The organism is Paenarthrobacter ilicis, assembly GCF_016907545.1.
In the GTDB taxonomy this organism is placed as follows: Bacteria; Actinomycetota; Actinomycetes; order Actinomycetales; family Micrococcaceae; genus Arthrobacter; species Arthrobacter ilicis.
This window is the reverse complement of the sequence record NZ_JAFBCD010000001.1, coordinates 1,330,116-1,347,692: the sequence shown is the minus strand read 5'-3', so window position 1 is coordinate 1,347,692 and position 17,577 is coordinate 1,330,116. Positions and strand designations below refer to the sequence as shown.

Sequence of the window (17,577 nt, the reverse complement as noted above, 5' to 3'; positions counted from 1 at the left end):
GTGTGTTCGTTTCATGTGCCGGCTACTTGTCCAGGCAGGCGATGGAATCCGGCCCACCTGGCGATGCCGATCCGTCGGCCCTGACAACAATGACCTGGATGCATACCGGTGACGGGGTGGTGCTGGACACCACCGCGTTGGTGGCGAGCGTGGACTCGTAAGGGCCATCGGACTTGGCCGACTTTGTCCGCCATTTGAAAGTGTCCCCCGGCTTCAGCTCCAAGTAGTCCCACCGGAAAATGATGAGTGCGGGTCCGCCGCCGCCGGATTGCTGCTCCGCGCGCAAGTTGGTCACTTCGGGGACACCGCCATCACCCAGCGCGTCCACGGGTGGTTTGCTGCTGGTGGGGGTGGGTGCTGCCTTGGGTTGGGCATTCGCGCCCAGGACCACTCCCACCACAATGGCTACCACCAGGACCGCTGCACCCGTTGCTGCCAACCAGAGGTTTCGCTTGCCGTGATCTGCCGGCCGGGGCTCAACTGCCGTGGCACCCGCAGGCGCGTTGGAACGGCTGACCGTGGCGTCGACGTCGTCCTGTTTCCCGGAAGGCTGCCAGCCACGGAGGACCGTGGACTCCCCGGTTTCCTCCGCAGGGCCGCTGGCTCCGGCGGGCGGAGTGTGGAACTGGGGCGCGGGCGGGCTGAAACGCGCCGGCGGCAGCTGGGGCGCTGTTTGCGGCGCTGCGGGCTGCCGGTTGGCGCCAGGCATGGTGGACGGGAACGTCCGCGCCGGGAAGGTGGGAGCGGACCCTGTGGTGGCAGTTCCGGAGGCATCCGGGTCAATGGCGGCGATGCTCCTGACCCGGGTTTCCTCCACGTTGTCATCAGGGTGTTCATCCGGGTGCCCCTGCTCTTCAAGGACTTCAAAGGGTGTGACGGAGAGGTTGAGTTCCGTCTGGATCCGTTGAAGCGCCAACGCAAAGGCGTGGGCTGAGGAATACCGCGAATCCGACGACTTCGCCATGGCTGTTGCCAAAACCAGTTCCAGGGACTCCGGTACATCGGCACGTCCCAACCGCGGAAGGGGCGCATTGGTGATGCGTGAAATGAGTTCCCTCTGCGAGTTGTCCTGTCCCGGGAGGACGAACGGGGAACGCCCCGCCAGCAGGGTGTAAAGGGTTGCTCCCAGCGCCCAGATATCAACGGGCACGCCGTCCACCGAGCCTCCGCGGAACTGCTCCGGCGGGGACCACGGAATGGACATGCCGGCGTCGTCCTCGGTGTCCGCGCCGATGGTTCCGGAAATGCCGAAGTCGGTCAGGGCCGGACGGTTGTAATCCGTCACCAGGATGTTGGCCGGCTTGATGTCGCGGTGGACGATGCCTGCCCGGTGGGCGGTTTCGACGGCGGACGCCACCTGGATGCCGACAGCGAGTACCTCGTCAACGCTGAAGCGCTGGCGCCGGTAGCGGACATCGAGGCTGGGCCGCGAGCAATACTCCATGGCCAGGTACGAGTGGCCGTTTTCGGTAATTTCGGCTTCGAAGATCGTGACGATGTAAGGGTGTGACGACAACTGCGCCATCAGGTTCGCTTCGGATTCGAAGCGACGGCGCGCGCCCTCGGTCTTCAGGTCTGACAACAGCACCTTGACGGCTACTTTTCGGCGGGGCCTGTCCTGCTCATAAAGGTAGACGTCGGAAAAGCCACCGGATCCCAGGAGACTGATGTACTTGAACCCCGGGATGGGTGGTGGTGGTGCGGGTGGCCGCTTGGAACTCAAAGAATCTCCTCGAAACGCAACGAAATATCGTCGCCCAGTTCTGCAATGTCGCCGTCCAGCAGGATCGCCATCTCATTCTGCGCAAGCCTGCGGGGTGCCTGGCCTTCACGGATGAGCACAGTGCCGTTGGTGGCTTTCAAATCGCACAGCATCACATGCCACCCCTCAAGGCGGACCTCCACATGTGACCTGGAAATATCCCCGCCAGGGCTTTCCACCTGGACAAGTCGCGGCATGGTGCCGCCCTGGACCCTGGAAACCGACGGCTGCCTGCCGATGATGAGCGAGCGGTCCAGGTCAATCAATTCCCCGGTGGACAAACGCATCCGGCCCAACCTGGGGCGCGGGACGTGCACGGCGTCACCGGACAGTGAAATCCCGCACACCGAGCATTGGGGGTAGGTAGGCGGGTTTGCGTGGCCTTGGGAGCACACCCGGGCCAGGACACTGGGACCCTGCTGGGCTTCGGTATCTGCGGCCGGTGTGTTGACCGGGCCCCCTTCCACCGGGAGGCTGCTCTTCATGATGGTCTGCCCATCATGATCGGCGTCCTCCGCGTCGTTCACCTGCGGTTGGGCCGGAACCGCGGGCGGCCAGACCGATGGGACCTGGGGGGCGCTGCCCATACTCACCGGCGCCGCGGGTGAGGCACCGGCGGCCGGCCCAACAGGGCTGCTGCGCAGCCATGGCACGGAGTCGATCAACCCGCTGGACTGCACGGACTGCACCTGTCCGACGGCGGACTCCCCCTGGGCGGCCACGTCGCCGGACGCCGGGGACGCCGACGTCGGGAGCGGCGCCGCGGAAGTGGCGGGTGGTTCGTCCGGCCGGGATTCATCTGGCTGGGATTCGTCTGGCTGGGGCTCTGCGGCCGGCGTTCCCTGGCCGGAGGGCGAGTGCCCGTGGTTGTCGTCGCCATCGCTGTCCAGGCGCACCGCGGCGTCCTCGATGTTCCGCATCACCGTTTTGTCCCACAGGTGGTCATAGTTGGTGGTGTTTTCCAACGACGGAACCAAAATATCCGTGGTGCTGGTGTGGACTACGCCATCTGTTGACCCGGACGTGGCCGGTTCGTCAGCCGGCTCTGCGGGCGCCTGCTCTGCGGTCTCGGGGTCTTCTTCCATCGCCGGCTCGGGTTCTTCCACGACTGGCTCGGCTTCGTCTTCCACGACTGGCTCGGGGTAACCGATCATGGTCTCATCGGACACAGGCTCGGCTGCCGCCACCGGCTCTGGTGCGGACACAGGCTCGGGTGCGGACGCAGGCTCGCTGGCGGACACTGGTTCCGGAGCAACGGCGTTCTGCTGGGGTTCATCGTCTATTGGTGCGGCTTCCGTGGCCGTTCCGCCCACCAAGTCCACCTCGATCGAGGAGAGCAGCACGACGCCCTCCCCCACCGGCAGCCCGTTCAGTGCAGCACTTTCCATGACCGCAGCGGTATCAAGGGCAGCGGAAACCTGCGCGGTGTCGCCGCCGCCAATCCGGACGGAGAAGGAACGGGCGTGCATGAGGCGACGCTCAGTCCAGGTGGTCACATCGCGTCCAGTGAGCTCTTCCTGGCCGCCCTCCAGCTGGACCAGGAGTTCAAGGTCTCCACGGAGGAACACCCTCAGCGCGTCCTTCGCATCAATGATTCCAAAAGGCGGGATGCGGCTCAGGGAGACGCCGAATGCCTCAGTCACCTCATGGAGGACTTCGTGGGCCTCGGGCTCCGAAGCAAGAAGGTCCCACACAGTGTCAAGGAGGGCATGGGGGGTTTCAGGTCCCAGCAGCACCAAAGTTCCGCCACGCACCACGCCGAACCAATCGCCCTGCTGGTAACGCGCTGACGACGGCTGGTTACCGCTCATCGCCATCCTCCTGGTCCGCATTGTTCGTCTGCTCCACACCGTTGACCCAGGCCCGCGGAAGGGTGTCTTCCTCAACCTCGGAGGAGACTTCCGGCCGGGGCGCGGTGGTGGCGATACCGGCGTCGTTCATGACGTTCTTGGCGTCCACCACAATCACCGTGACGTTGTCCCGCCCGCCGCTGCGCAAAGCAGCCTGGATCAGTGCGTCCACGGCGTCCTGCGGGTGCGCCACGGTGCTGAGGATCCGGAACATGTGCTCGTCCCCCAGCTCACCGTTGAGCCCATCCGAGCACACCATGATCCGGTCACCTTCCTGGATGGGCAACAACCAGAAATCGGCTTCGGTTTCATCCCCGGTACCCAGCGCCCTGGTGACCACATGCCGGCGCGGGTGGACCGCGGCCTGCTCAGGAGTGATGTCGCCCGAGTCCACCAACTCCTGGACTTCAGAGTGGTCGACGCTGACCTGTGAGAACTCGCCTTGGCTGAGCCGGTAGGTCCTGGAATCGCCGATGTTCATCACCAGCCAGTACGGCAGGCCCATTTGTTCCACCACAACCACACCGGACAGAGTGGTGCCCGCTCTTGCGCCGGTGGCCTCACGGATGCCGGCATCCGCCTTCAGCAGGCAGGCCTGAAGATCAGCCGCAGAGGCTGTGCGGACACCTGCCGAGAGCACTGGAGCGCTCCCCAAGGTGCGCACGCACATCCCGCTGGCGATCTCTCCGGCTTCATGACCGCCCATGCCATCGGCCACAGCGAACACCGGATCCGAGGCGATGAACGAATCCTCGTTCAGCTCCCGCCGCAGGCCTCGGTCGGTCCCGTACCCGTAGCTGAGCCCGTAGGTTGAACCAGTGGGCACCGGTCCGGTGTTGGCGGGAGTGGCCGGCTGTGAATTCATGCTTGTCCTAGGTGGAAGGAACGGTCTCCGAAGTGGACTGTTGATCCGGGGCGGACCAGGACAGCCTCACCGGCGTGAAGCCTGGTTTGGATGCCATCGGGAGTGGTGACTGCGCTCCCGTTGGTGGAATTGCGGTCCGTCACCCACACGCCGTCGCCGTCGACGCGCAAGTGCAGGTGCGTCTTGGAAATGGACCGGCCGGGGTCGGACACGGGCAGGAGCTGCTCCACGTTCTCTCCGGGCTGGGGCGCCGGATTCCGGCCCAGGAGCACCGAGCCGCCAAGCTGGACATCCTGGCCGTCGTCCACCCTGATACGCAGGACGGCCAGGGCCCGCGCAGCACCGGGCCGCATCTGGGTCCGCTCAACGTCGTCGTCAGGGTGGGCTGCCGCGCCCGGAGCCGACGGAACAACGTGGGGAGCCGACGGAACAACGTGGGGAGCCGACGGAACAACGTGGGGAGCCGACGGAACAACGTGGGGAGCCGACGGAACAACCTGGGGTGCCGACGCTACCGGAGTGGCCGAATTGGCTGGGGCTGGCGCTGGGGAAGCCTGGACTGTAGTGGCTTGGGACGGCGTGCGCGGCTGTGCGGGCGGGCGCCACTGGTTGGGGTCGTGCGAAGGCTGCACTGCAGCGGGGGGCATGACTGCAGCGGGGGGCGTGGCGGCGGCTGCAGGCCGAACCGTTCCAGCAGCCTCGACGGGCGCGGATACCCGGGCAGGGCTGTTCGCCTGTCCACCGGGAACAGGCGAGGCCACGGGCAGCACGGGCGGCAGGTTCATGGGCGCGAAGCTGTACGGACCCTGGATACCGCCGCTGGTCACGGGGTTACGGCCGGCGTTGACATCAAAAACCAGTGCCTTCGCTGCCTTATCCTGCCAACCGCGCAGCTTGCCCTCTTTATCCCATGCATTGGAGACCACCACCAGGATGGCCCACACTGCCCCCAGGACCATCAAGGGAAGCCCGATCCACATCACCAGGTTGATCAAACCCAGTGCAGACAGGATGACCGACGCCAGGATACCCAGCAGAAGCAGACCGCCGGTGATGATTCCCCGGACGAAGACTGCCCCTGCACCGGGCGCATAGCCGTCAGCATCAGTGCTGCGGATGCCCATGAGCTTGTTGCCCACTGTGGTGCCGCTCTTGGCTTCCATTCCAAGGATCACAAAGATGTAGACCACGGTGACGCCCAGTCCGATGCTGCCCAGAAGGACCAACAGACCGGTGTCGTACACAATGAATCCGTTTTTGCGGGTTTGGGTGATCCCGGCTATGCCAATGGAAAAAGTGGTGGCCAGCACAACGATGGGGCCCAGCCAGTCCAGCACCGCAGCACCGAGGCGTTTTCCCGCAGAAGCAGGCACCAACTCCAGCTTGGTGGTCATGGTGCCGCCTCCCCCTGGACCCGGAACTGACTCCGGTGTGGTTGTTGTTCCCGTTTGCGTCTGGCGCGCCGGAGCCACCGGCCCCGACACTACCGAGATACTACCGGGATCGGGCGTTCCTTGCCGGTTGGCGGTTTCCAGCGCGGCCTTTTGGGCGTGGTTGATGTTGCCTTCCCTGCGGGCGCCCCTGTTGTTCAAAGGCGATCCGCACTGGGTGCAGAACGTGGCCCCAGGGCGGACTGGGTGTTTGCAGGCCGGGCACAGCTCCGCATCACTGCTCATCGGATGCATCCTTCTTCTTGCCGATCAGCGGAAGTCGCGGCTGGGCTCCGTTGGAAGGAGACTGCCGGCGGCGGAGGAGTGCGGCCCGCCCGTCAGAGAGCAGGGACCGTGGCGAGAACCTTGCCTGTTGGCGTTTCCAGAACCCCACGCTGCCGGTGATGTCCGTCAACGACGAATCCACGATCTTCCAGTACTCCTTGACCTCGTCCTCGCTGGGTTGGCCTGCCCCGAATACCGCGGCATCTGCCCGGTGTGCCAGCTTGGTGGTGGTGGTTCCCGCAGTGGGGAACGCTTCGGCGATGACAGTGGCGGATTCCCGGCGGGTGGACTTCGTGTCGATCGAAGCTCCCATGTCGGTAGCCAAACTCATTACCTCGTTCCATCCACCGCCAACCCGCTGGGCGGGGTGGCCGTCACGGAAACGTGCCTTCCGGCGTCGTGCCTTCAAAAGGAGGATAAGCAGCAACGGGATGGCCAGAATTCCCAAGGGAATCAGGGCAACACCGATGGCGGCCAGCAGCGGTCCCCAGAACAACCAGGGGTTGTTCTTCTTCTCGTCCGCATCCAGCGCATCGGGAGTGGAGTCCGGCGGCAAGTCCGCGGGCTCCTGTGGCGGGGGCGGCGGCTGCAGCACCTGCGGCTTGGGTTTGGACTTGTTCTCCGGGTCCGGCGGGATGGGAACGTTGTCCTTGGGCGGGGTGGGATCGAACGACACCCAGCCAACGCGGTCGAAGGCAACCTCCACCCACGCATGCACGTCCTTGCCGGTGATCTTGAGGTCTCCGGCACCGTTCTCGGGGCTCTTGGGATCAGGGTAGAAGCCCATGACCACCCGGGAGGGAATGCCCAAATGGCGCAGCATGAGGGACATGGACACTGCATACTGTTCGTCGTCGCCCAGCATCTGCTTGGCTGAGAGCATGTTCCTGACGCGCGCCGCGCTGTGACCGGGGAGGCTGGGAAGTTGTCCGTCAGCCACCAGGCCGTTGCTGAAGGCGCCGCTCTTTTGGAAATGCGCTTCAATTTGCCGGACACGGTCAATGGCGGTGGGGGCGTCCGCTGAGATCTCGTTGGCCTGCGATGCCACAATCGGCGGTACTTCCTGGGCGTCAGGCAACGTCATCTTGGCGAAGTCGTACTGGGTCAACTGCCCGTGCTCCAAGGTTCCGGGGTCCGAAACCTGGACGGTGTAGCTGTCTCCCTTGACCAAGCCGTTGGTGGTGACTGCGGTATCCGTGCCGGAGTTGAAATAGAGGCCCGAGGCAGCACCTGAGTTGTCCGCGAAGCTCATTCCGGTGGTGTGCCGGCCACCGGGAACGAAGTAGCCCTGGTAGTCCTCAATGGTGATGCCCAGCGTGTAATTGGTGTCCTTCACCGGGCTCCCGGAGTCGGCCAAGGTGTTCAGAGACTTCGCGTCGCCCACCTTGCTGAAGTTGCCTGAGCTGTTGGGGTCCATGGTGTAGTTCATGCCGTTGAAGGCATCCAGGGCGGCCAAGCGCACCCGGGCGTCCTTCGGCAATCCCTTGACCGTGAAGAGCGTCTTGTCCTTCTCGTCCTTCACGAAGTTCCGGAAGCTTGCCAACGGCGTGACGTAGTCGCGCGGGTCGAACGGCGGAACGATCGTGTTGCGCAGGACCTTTCGGTCATCGCTGGCGGTCACCAGGGGAGATACGACGGCGGTGAGCCCCACGGCGACGGCGATCACGGCCGCCGCGGTTCCCAGGCGTCGAAGCTGACCGCGGCGTGCTGCACTGGTATCGGCATCCGGACGGTTGGCCGAGACGGTCTTGGTACTGCGCTGGCGGAGCACGTCACGGCGGAGGGTGGCCCACACGATCGCGATGATGGTGAGCGAGACGCCCCGCTCCACGTTGAGGAACCCGGCACTGGTACTGAAGGCGATGCCGGTAACGAACAACACCAGGACGGGCAGGAGCGGCCAATAGGGGCTCTTCAAGCGCCATGTCAACAGGCCAGCGGCCAGCGCCATCAGGAGGGAACTGAGGAACGGCACAATGAGCGTGCCGTTGGCAGTGCCCACAGGGACTCCAACGGTCAGCATGTCCTTCCAGGCGAACACGATACCCAGCAGCAGGGTCCGCAGGGAGTCCAGGCTGGGCAGGAATCCCAGCACCGCAGAGTCCGGGACAGCCAAGGCCGATCCGAACAGCATGTACGCACCGAAGGCCATGGCCGTTGTAATCAGCATGCCCAGCCGCAGGTGGGCATTGAGGATCGAGATGCCCAGGCCCAGGATCACGCCACCCAGCCCGGCCAGCAAATAGTGGGCATCCCCACCGAAGCTCAGGCTGAAGCCGAGGATGCCCAGGAACAGGAGCGCTGTCAGGGCACCGCAGTCAACGGCGAAGTGCCACAGCGGGCGGCCATCTGCGAACATCGATTCGCCGGCGGCAGTGCGGGAACGGCCCACGGACCCGTTCCGGCCGGAACCTTTTCCGCCGGGCGATGCAGCCCGCTTTGCCGCTTTGGTTGCGCGGGGCCGCACGCGGAGATTGGGCTCGGAGCTCATGCGGACGCCTTTCTAAGAACAATGGCCAGGTCATCCAGATCGCCGACGGTCAGCACCGTCAGGTCCGCGATGTTGGCACGGGCCGGGGCAGCGCCAGGCTGGACACGGACTGCCAGGCTGCGTACACCAGGGGGAACGGAGGCCGCGCAGGTCCGCAGCTCGGTGGCGGTGACGTGGCTTCCCACCACAAAGAACACCACGGACGCGTTGGGGACGGCGTCCGCCAGGTTCCGGGCGAGGTCGACGGCGGTGCGCCGCATGGGTGCGCCGACAATCCTGGTGGTATCGTCCAGCAGGTTGCGGCCGGTTTCACAGCGAAGTGGACCCTTTTGGGTCAAGACATCCAGATCCCGTTGCTCACTGATCGCTTGGCGGCCGATGGAAGCGGCCACGGAAATTGCCATCTCAAACTCAGCCTCGGAATCGTATTCGTCGGTGTTGATGGACAGGGCGATGGCAAGGTGGGCACGTCGGGTTTCTTCGAACTGGCGGACCATGAGCTTGTTGGTGCGGGCCGTCGTCTTCCAGTGGATGTGGCGGCGGTCGTCGCCGGGCACGTAATCGCGCAGGGCGTGGAACGAAACGTCGGCGCTGGAAAGTTCGGTGGTAGGCATGCCCTCGAGGTCGCGGATGAACCCTGCAGCCGAGCTGCCAAGCACCACGGTCCGCGGGTGGACAAAGAGGTCCACAGGCTCTGTCCACAGCACCCTCCGGCGCAGCAGGTGCAGGGGGTCGGCGCGGACCGAACGTACCGGCCCCACCACGATCACCGCACGCCGGGCCGTGGGAATTGTGAAGAGATCCTCATGAACCTGGGCCGGTTTCATGCGCGGCAGGTGGAAAACGGCAGTGTTGGCGCCGACCGGCAGTTCAAGCGAGGCCGGCAAGAGCGGCCGGGCCGAGACGTTGGATACCGCGATGCTTCCTACGGCATCATCCCCCACCGCAACGCGGGTTCTGGCCAGGTCGAGGACCACGCCGTATGCCGAGCGGCCCACAATGAACACGATGGCCAGGACGAACAACAGGAAGGCCACCAGCGCAGCGGACTTTGCCTCCTGCCAGCCCCAGGCCTGTCCTGCCCACCAGAGCGCAACAGAAGCAGCCAGGACAACCCAGCCCAGCAAACTGACCACGGACAGCACGGGCCACACGTACGCGAGCCATAGGGACGTGGCTTTACGCCAGGCAGGACCCAGTGCTTCCCCGGCTGTTCCCATGGCTTCGGACCATACGGCTGCCGGATGCAGCTTGCTGCCGCCCCCGGCTTTTCCTGGACGGCCCGGGCGGTTCCGTGGCTGGCCGGACGGACCGCGCACCGAGCGGACCTTACCGGCCACAGCGGACGTTGCGCGCTTGAGCGATTCAGCAGCCCTGTTCAGGGGTGTGCTGGAGGACATGTGTGGACCTTTGTTCGAACCGAAGGAAGTAGGCGGGGGGGATCGCCGGGTGGCGATCCCCCTCCGTGTGCTGCGACGAGCGCTGCCGTGAATAGTGAGGCGTTGGCTGGCCGTCAGGCGTTGGCGCGCTGCTGGGGAGCTGCGACATCACCCAGTACGCGGCTGAGGACAACCTCAGGCGTGGCTCCGGAGAACTCTGCCTCAGGATCCATGACCAAGCGGTGGGTCCACACCACAGGAGCGAGTTCCTTGATGTCGTCGGGAAGCACGAAGTTCCTGCCCTGGCCGGCAGCCCAGACCTTGGCGGCGCGGACCATGGCCAAGGCGCCACGAACAGACACACCCAGGCGGGTTTCCGAGGCATTGCGGGTCTCTTCGCACAACCGGGAGATGTATTCCAGCACTGCTGTGTCCACGTGCGTGGTGGCCGCGAGGTCCGCCATGTCTGCAACAGCCTGCGTGGTGATGATGGCGGTGAGGTCCTTGGAACGGTCCTTCAAGTTGGCGCCACCCAGGAGGCGGACGGTGGACGCGTGGTCCGGGTAGCCGATGGAGGTCTTGATCAGGAAGCGGTCCAGCTGGGCCTCGGGAAGCCGGTAGGTACCTGCCTGCTCAATGGGGTTCTGGGTGGCCAACACCATGAACGGACGGCCGGCGTCGTATGTTGTGCCGTCCACCGTGACGCGTGACTCTTCCATGACCTCCAGCAACGCGGACTGCGTCTTCGGCGAGGCACGGTTGATTTCATCGGCCAAGACGATGTTGCTGAAGACCGGGCCCTTGTGGAATTCGAACTTCTGGGTCTTCTGGTCATAGATGGTTACACCCGTGACGTCGGACGGCAGAAGGTCGGGGGTGAACTGGATGCGGTTGTGCGAGCCCTGCACGGTGGCCGCCAACGCGCGGGCCAGGGACGTCTTGCCGGTTCCCGGAGCATCTTCAAACAGGACGTGGCCTTCGGCCAGCATCGCTGTGAACGTCAAGCGGATGACGTGTTCCTTGCCCAGCACGGCCTGGCCCACGTTGGCAACGAGCTTGTCGAACGTTTCTGCAAACCACGCGGCTTGCTCGTTTGTCATGGTCATCGGTTGATCCTGTTCGTTGTGAAGGTGGTGAGGGGAATGTCGAATTGAATGGTCAGTGCCATGGCTTAGCAGCCTCCCGGCCGGGAGCCGTAAATGTCCACGGTGGTGGACTTGACGAACCAGCCCGGGTGGCTGCCCTCAGTGACGCGGAACCAGGCTGTGCTGCCGCCATAGATGTTCTTGGTGCAGTCAATCTTCAGCCGGCCCTCGGAGCGCGACACCCAGCCGGCGCCACATGAGGGGCCGCTCGGGTTGAAGGTATCGGGCTGTCCGGGCTTTCCGGGGCACGTGTTGTTGTGGGCCTGGATCTCGGTGGATGGCGCCGGCGGTGGCGGTGGCGGAGTAGGGTCCGCGCCGGAGGTCGACGCGACGTTTCCGCTGGCCGGTCCGGCAACTACAGTAACCGCCCGTACCTGCAACCTGCGTGTCTTGTCCCAGCCGCCGCCCGCGGCGTCGTAGCTGTTGGCCTTGCCCACGCTGGCCCATCCCCCACCGTCCAGGCTGACCTCGAAGTGGTCCAAGGGGCGGCCGTTCATGGCCGGGTTGTTCCACGTCCAGTGGACCTGGCCGTCGCCCTTGCCTGACTTTCCGCCACTGACGTTGGGCGCATTCGGGGGCCCGTACGGGTTCCCCGAACCGATCGCCTTGGCGTCACCCGCCATGCCGTTCTTCACGGACGTGGCGATGATGTTGACCACCACATCGGTTCCATTCGGCTGACCGCCGATGTCCCCGCCGCCACGCCCGATCGGACCCGAACCGCTGGCGGTCTGCCATCGGTAGGTGATCTCGTTGTCCTGCGATCCATTGCGTTCGGCTGCAGTCAGCGGGGTAAAGGTGACACGCAACTGGCCGCTGGCTCCCGTGGCAGTCACAGAGCCGCTTCCCACGGTGCCGGGCTTTCCGGCGGCGCGGATAGCGGCGGATTGCTGGCTGACGCCGCTGACGCCCGCTTTGTTGGTTGCCGAGACCGTGAAGGTGTAGTCCGCTTCGGCATTGGCCACCGTGACGTTCTGCGACGTTCCGGCCACCGATTGGGTCCCGACGACGGCACCGCCACGGTAGGTGGTCAGCGTATAGGCGGACACTGCGTCACCGTTGTTGTTGGGCGCCTTCCAGCTGACCTGCAGCTGGCTTTGCGTGCCAACCGATTCGGCACCTGCAACCGTGGGTGCAGACGGCGTGGCCGGGACCCCCGCAGGAGTCTCCGCTGCCGAGTAGGCGCTCCACTCCGACGGTTCCTTGGCATCGTTACGGGCCAACACACGGACCTTATAGGCCACGCCATTGGTCAGCCCGGACCACACATGGCTGGAGCCGGTGAGGTTCTGGATCTGGGGATTCTGGCCGGCAGGGGCAGGCGAGATTTCCAGGTCGTAGGACTTCACGGGTGAACCCTTGCTGGCCGGGGGAACCCAGGCAATGGAGAGCTGCTTATCCCCGAACTTCAGGGTGGGAGCCACGGGGGTATCAGGCTTGACGTCGGGACGGACCTCCGCGGAGGCCGGTGAACGCTCGGACTCATCGATGGCGTTGGTGGCCGTGACGGCAAAGTGGTACTTCACGTTGTTCGTCAGGCCTGTCAGCGTGCAGGTGTTGGCAGGGCAGTCCTGCTTGAACCCGCCTTCTCCGTAAACGGTGTACTTCGTGATGGGTGACCCGCGGTCCGCGGGGGCGTTCCAGGTGAGCAGCGCCGTCTGGTCGCCAACGCTTTGGGCCAACGGAGTGGTGGGCGCGGCGGGCTTGTCCTTCACGGTCAGCCTGATGCGGGCTGTGGCGTAGCGGGACAGTTCGCCGGTTTTATCCGACACCGTGTAAGCCACCACCATGGTTCCGGTGAAACCGGAAGCCGGGGTGACCGTGACGTTGGAGCCACTTGCCTCCGCTGTTCCCTGCCCGGTCTCGGTCACTGCCGAGACGATTTTCAACGGAGTATCCGGGAACGGATTGGAGTCGTTGGCCAAGGCATTGACCGTCACGGGCTTCCCGGACTGCGCGTCCGGTTCCACGTCGTCGTTGGCCACTGCCTTGGGCCTGTTGGAGGCGGTCAGGGCCAGCTTGTAGGTGGCCACGGCTTCGAGTCCGCGGGGATCCTTGGCCTTGACCTGGACAGTTCCGGTTTGGCCAATCTGGACAGAGTCGTCGGCAGATGCCTTCAAGGTCTTGCCATCCAGGTTCACCTTGAACCCACCCGTGGCGCCGCCCATGAGCTCGTACTTCATGTTCTGCACATCGTCGGAGTCCGGATCGGACGTCAGCTTGCCCAGGTCCAGGCTGGACGAGTCGCCCTTGGGGACGTCGAGGTCGCTGCCCAACAGTGCCGGAGGATTGTTCTTGTTGGGGTCCGGCAGGACTTTGGTACGGATACTCAGCGTTGACTTCAGCCCGTTGGGATCATCGGGGCCAGTGCCATCGGTGACCTCAAAGCTGATGGAGCCAGGCCCCACATATTCGGCGCCCGCGGTGTACTTAATGGACGTGCCATTGTTGGCTACGGGATCACTGCCGTCGGAGCCGATCAGCTTGATCCGGTCAACCTGGGTCAGTCGCGGCGACTTTCCCTCACGGACCTTCACCCATTCGGCCAGGTCAACGGTGGTGGACTGCCCGGAGACAAGCTCCACCACTTCGTCCTTCGCCAGGGTCGGAACCTGCTGGCCGATGCCCGGGACCCAGATGATGGCCGTGGACTTCAAGCCGTCAACATCTTCCACCGTGTAAGGGACCAATTGCGGCTGTTCGGTCAGATCCACCACAACATTGCCCTCTGATCCGGGCCTCGCAGTGTCCAACCCGGTGGAGATCTTGAGGTTTTCCCCCACTCCGTCCGGGTCCTCGTCGTTCTTGAGGACGGGAACGTCCACGGCCGTCTTCCCCAGCGTCTGGGCTGAAGTCACCCGGTCGTCGCGGGCAATCGGAGCCTGCAGTGGAATGTCGTTCTTGACGATCACACGGATGGTGGCGTTGCCCACCGCATCGCGGTCATCTGCCACGGAGTAGCGAACGTTCACGGTTCCTTCGGTGTTCGGAGCCGTGACCAGGACACGGCCGCTGGTCTTGCTGACCTGTGCGTCCACTCCCCCGTCGGCCTCGATGCTGTCCGTCAGGATGCGGATGATGTCGCCGTCAGGATCGGTGTCGTTGGCGATCGCATCGACGGCGATCTGGCGTCCGGGACGGACCTTGACCTCGTCATCCACGGGGGCCGGTTTCTGGTTGTCCTCGCCACGCGGGGCCACACCAACGGTAACCGTTCCGGTGTTCACGGCGCCCTGGCGGTCGATCACCTTGTACCTGAACGAGTCCGTTCCTGCGCCGTCACCTGCGGCGACGAAGTCGATGAAGCTGCTGCCCGCCGTCGCGGTTCCCATGGTGGGAGTGCTGTCGATGCCGGTGAGCTGTACCGAGTCGCCATCGGGATCGATGCCGTCCAGGGGGACGGGGATGCGGACCGTGCCACCTGCCACCACCCGGGCGGTCAGGTTTTGCGGTTGGGGCCGCGTGTTCTGTGTTCCCTCCAACGGAAGGATGTGGATGGTGACCGCTGCAGCACTCTTCTGGCCCTGCGGATCCACTGCGTTGTAAATGGCCCGCACCGTTTTGGGTGTGGGGCCGGCGATGAACCGCAGGGTCTTTTCCGAGATGAACGCCTTGCCGTCTTCTTCCGGAATACCCTGTGCCAGCACGGGATCCAAGGACAGCTCCTCACCCTGCGGGTGGGTGTCGTTGTCCAGGACCGGGATGGTGACAACGTCGTTGACGCGGACGTTTACTTCGTCGGGTTTGGGCTGCGGAGCCTCGACGACGGCGGGCGCCGGCACCGGGACCACACCGACAGTGCCCGTGGCCGAGGCACGTCCGTTGGACATGGTGTAGCTGAAAACGAACGGTTCCTTGGCGCCGAGGACGTCCGTGACACGAAGGACGCTGTGGTCGATCACGCTGACGGAAGCCGACGAGCCGTCCGGAACGGTGACCGATTGGAGAACCAGTACGCCACCGGAGGGGTCGGAGTCATTGGCCAGTGGATCAACCAGGACACTGCCGCCTACAGGCAGGAGGGCGACGTCGTGAACGGCCACCGGCGCGCCGGCATCCTTTCCGGACTCAACGTCCACGCGGATCAGGCCCTGGCTGCTTTGCGGACCATTGCTGGCGATGTACGTCAAGTAGACCGGTCCAGGTGTGTTGCTCCGGAAAGTGAAGGTACCGCCGTCGGTCACGGGCCCCAATTCAGCCTGTCCCGCGGCTTCCACGTGGGCCACGCGCAACGCGCCGCCGTTGGGGTCGACGTCATTCTTCAACGGTGCGATCACCAGGTCCTGGCCCACCACGGCGGTGACGTGGTCGGCATTGACCACAGGGGCCAGGGCGCCCGGGGGCTGCACGTTGACAACTATCCTGCCGGTGGTGGTGGCACGGCCATCCCACACAGTGATGGTGACATTTTTCTTACCCGGAGCGGCACCGGAATCCTGGTAGGTCAGCAATCCATCACGCCTGACCTTCACTTGGTCCTGGTCGTTGTCCGACTTGGCATCCAGCAGGACCAGGTCATCACCATCAGGGTCCATCCAGTCGGTCAGGATGTTCTGGCTGACGGACTTACCTTGCTCCACCAGCATGGTGGTGGGTTCCCCGCGTTTGAAGAACGGAGGCTTGTTCTCGTCAGGTCCCACCACGCGGAGCGTGACCTGGCCACCCGCGGACAACCCACGGCCGTCCGAGGCGTTGTAGTCAAAAACCTCACTGCCGGGTTTGGCATCGGAAGGCACTTTCACTTGGAAAGCAGAGCCACCGTAGATGCTTTCCAGCGTTCCCGATTTGGGGCCGTTGGCGCCCACTGCTGCGGTGAGAACGTCACCATCCGGATCCGAGTCGTTGTCCAGGACGCTGAGGATGGTGGTGCGCCCGGGGCGGACCCCGAATTCATCCGGTTTGGTTTCCGGTGGACGGTTCGGCTTGGTACGGTCCGGGAGGACGTTGATGGTGTTATTGTCCGCGGACTCCTGGTCCTGATCGTCGGACTGGTTCTTGGGCGGGACAACATCGTCCCAGTTGTTCACCAGCTGCATGTTCTGGTTGACCAACCAGACGCTGCCGGAGTTCACGTCGTTGAGGACCACAAGGTCCCGGTTGACCCGGAAGACGTAGCTCGGTGAGGCGCTTGCCTTCGGAACATCGTTCTTCTTGTCATCGGCGTCGTTGTCGCAGTCCCGGATGTACTTGTTGGCCCCGGCCCATGCAGAGTGGACGCACTTGCTGACCTGGACAGGGGCGGCCGGCACTCCTTCGCCACCTGCGTTGACCGTGGCGGCGGTAGATCCGTCCAAGGGCTGCTTCAGCAGGGCCTTGCGGGTTGCGATGGCGACGTAGCTGCTTTCTCCGCTGCTCTGCTGGAGCTTGGCTTCGCGCGCGTCCTGGAGCTGGAGCTTCCGGCCGCCGGGCAGGAAGAGGTTCCCCGAGGCAGCATCCAGTACCACCGGTTTGTCGCCCACCACGGCCATCTGGAGATCCCCGGCTCCCTTGAGCTCATCCACCTTGGTGACGTCGGAGTTGGTGCGCTCACCGTTGGCGTCCACGGTGGTCACCGTGATCTCGCCCTTTCCAGGATCGGCAGTGTAGATGCGGTTGTCCTGCCCCACGGCGGACACAAGATTCTGGTTGCCGGTCAGGACCGGCTCTGTGCCTTCTTCATCGAAGCCGTTAACAGTGGACGGAGAGAGCGCCCACACCTTGCCGCGGGCAGGGTCGGTGACCGACAGCACTGTTGAGCCGTAACTGACTTGGGCGGACGAGGGGAGCTTTTTGTCGCCCCCAAGCTTCAGGTTGGCCGCTGACACCTGATTGATGGTGGAACCGGATTCGTCGTCCACAAACACATTGCCGTCGTGCTGCAGGACATCAAAGGTGGTGCTTGCCGGCGTGACGGCACCATCGAGTACGCGGGACGGATAGTTCAACCGGCCCACGGCGTTCTTCGTCTTGCTCACAACCCACACACCGCCGTCGTTCAAGTCCACCTCGGTGGTCTTGAACCCCGGATAGAGGATGGCGCCCGTCACGAGCAAAGCACCCGCAGCGGTCGCAGCGGTGCCCGCGAGAAGTTTCTTGTTACGACGCTTTTTTGGCCACAGCCGACCGAAGAAAGATGTCACAGCCCCAGAATTCCCTTTGTGTACTGCCGCCCACCAGCAGCGACTTCCAAGCCAACCGACACATGCCGGCAGCCGTGCAATCCGCAGTTCCCCCATACGGTGGCGGATTTTTCAGTCCCGAGGACCAACCCACGCACCCCACAGACAGCCAAGGGCCCCCGGGTCCGGGCAGCACCTTGGCTTGCACAGCCTACTGTGCATTGCCGGGGTCGCGCGATGGGGACATCTTTCGCCTCACCTCGCGAACGGAC

Annotated in this window: 8 protein-coding genes; all 8 read right to left on the bottom strand. The window is 64.4% G+C overall.

The annotated features are described in order from the left end of the window. Positions 1 to 22 precede the first annotated feature (22 nt). Positions 23 to 1,723 carry a serine/threonine-protein kinase gene (locus JOE60_RS06170; RefSeq protein ID WP_167264752.1) on the bottom strand — a complete coding sequence of 567 codons (1,701 nt, stop codon included), beginning with the start codon at positions 1,721 to 1,723 and terminating at the stop codon, positions 23 to 25. Then, positions 1,720 to 3,573 carry a hypothetical protein gene (locus JOE60_RS06165; RefSeq protein WP_167264751.1) on the bottom strand — a complete coding sequence of 618 codons (1,854 nt, stop codon included), beginning with the start codon at positions 3,571 to 3,573 and terminating at the stop codon, positions 1,720 to 1,722. Before JOE60_RS06165 ends, JOE60_RS06170 begins: the two co-directional genes overlap by 4 nt. Then, on the bottom strand, positions 3,563 to 4,477 hold the full coding sequence (locus JOE60_RS06160; RefSeq protein WP_167264750.1) for a PP2C family protein-serine/threonine phosphatase: 915 nt from the start codon (positions 4,475 to 4,477) through the stop codon (positions 3,563 to 3,565). The genes JOE60_RS06165 and JOE60_RS06160 overlap by 11 nt, the downstream gene beginning before the upstream one ends. Then, positions 4,474 to 6,153, bottom strand: a complete 1,680-nt coding sequence (locus JOE60_RS06155) for an RDD family protein (RefSeq protein WP_167264749.1) — start codon at positions 6,151 to 6,153, stop codon at positions 4,474 to 4,476. Before JOE60_RS06155 ends, JOE60_RS06160 begins: the two co-directional genes overlap by 4 nt. Beyond that, the gene (locus tag JOE60_RS06150) at positions 6,143 to 8,683 is read right to left on the bottom strand and encodes a transglutaminase-like domain-containing protein (protein ID WP_167264748.1); all 2,541 of its coding nucleotides are present in this window, start codon (positions 8,681 to 8,683) and stop codon (positions 6,143 to 6,145) included. The genes JOE60_RS06155 and JOE60_RS06150 overlap by 11 nt, the downstream gene beginning before the upstream one ends. After that, positions 8,680 to 10,083, bottom strand: a complete 1,404-nt coding sequence (locus JOE60_RS06145; protein ID WP_167264747.1) for a DUF58 domain-containing protein — start codon at positions 10,081 to 10,083, stop codon at positions 8,680 to 8,682. The genes JOE60_RS06150 and JOE60_RS06145 overlap by 4 nt, the downstream gene beginning before the upstream one ends. Positions 10,084 to 10,196: 113 nt before the next feature. Further along, entirely contained in the window at positions 10,197 to 11,168 is a 972-nt protein-coding gene (locus JOE60_RS06140; protein WP_167264746.1) for an AAA family ATPase, read from the bottom strand. Between the two features lie 65 nt (positions 11,169 to 11,233). After that, entirely contained in the window at positions 11,234 to 17,422 is a 6,189-nt protein-coding gene (locus tag JOE60_RS06135; protein WP_208381268.1) for an Ig-like domain-containing protein, read from the bottom strand. Positions 17,423 to 17,577: the final 155 nt, after the last annotated feature.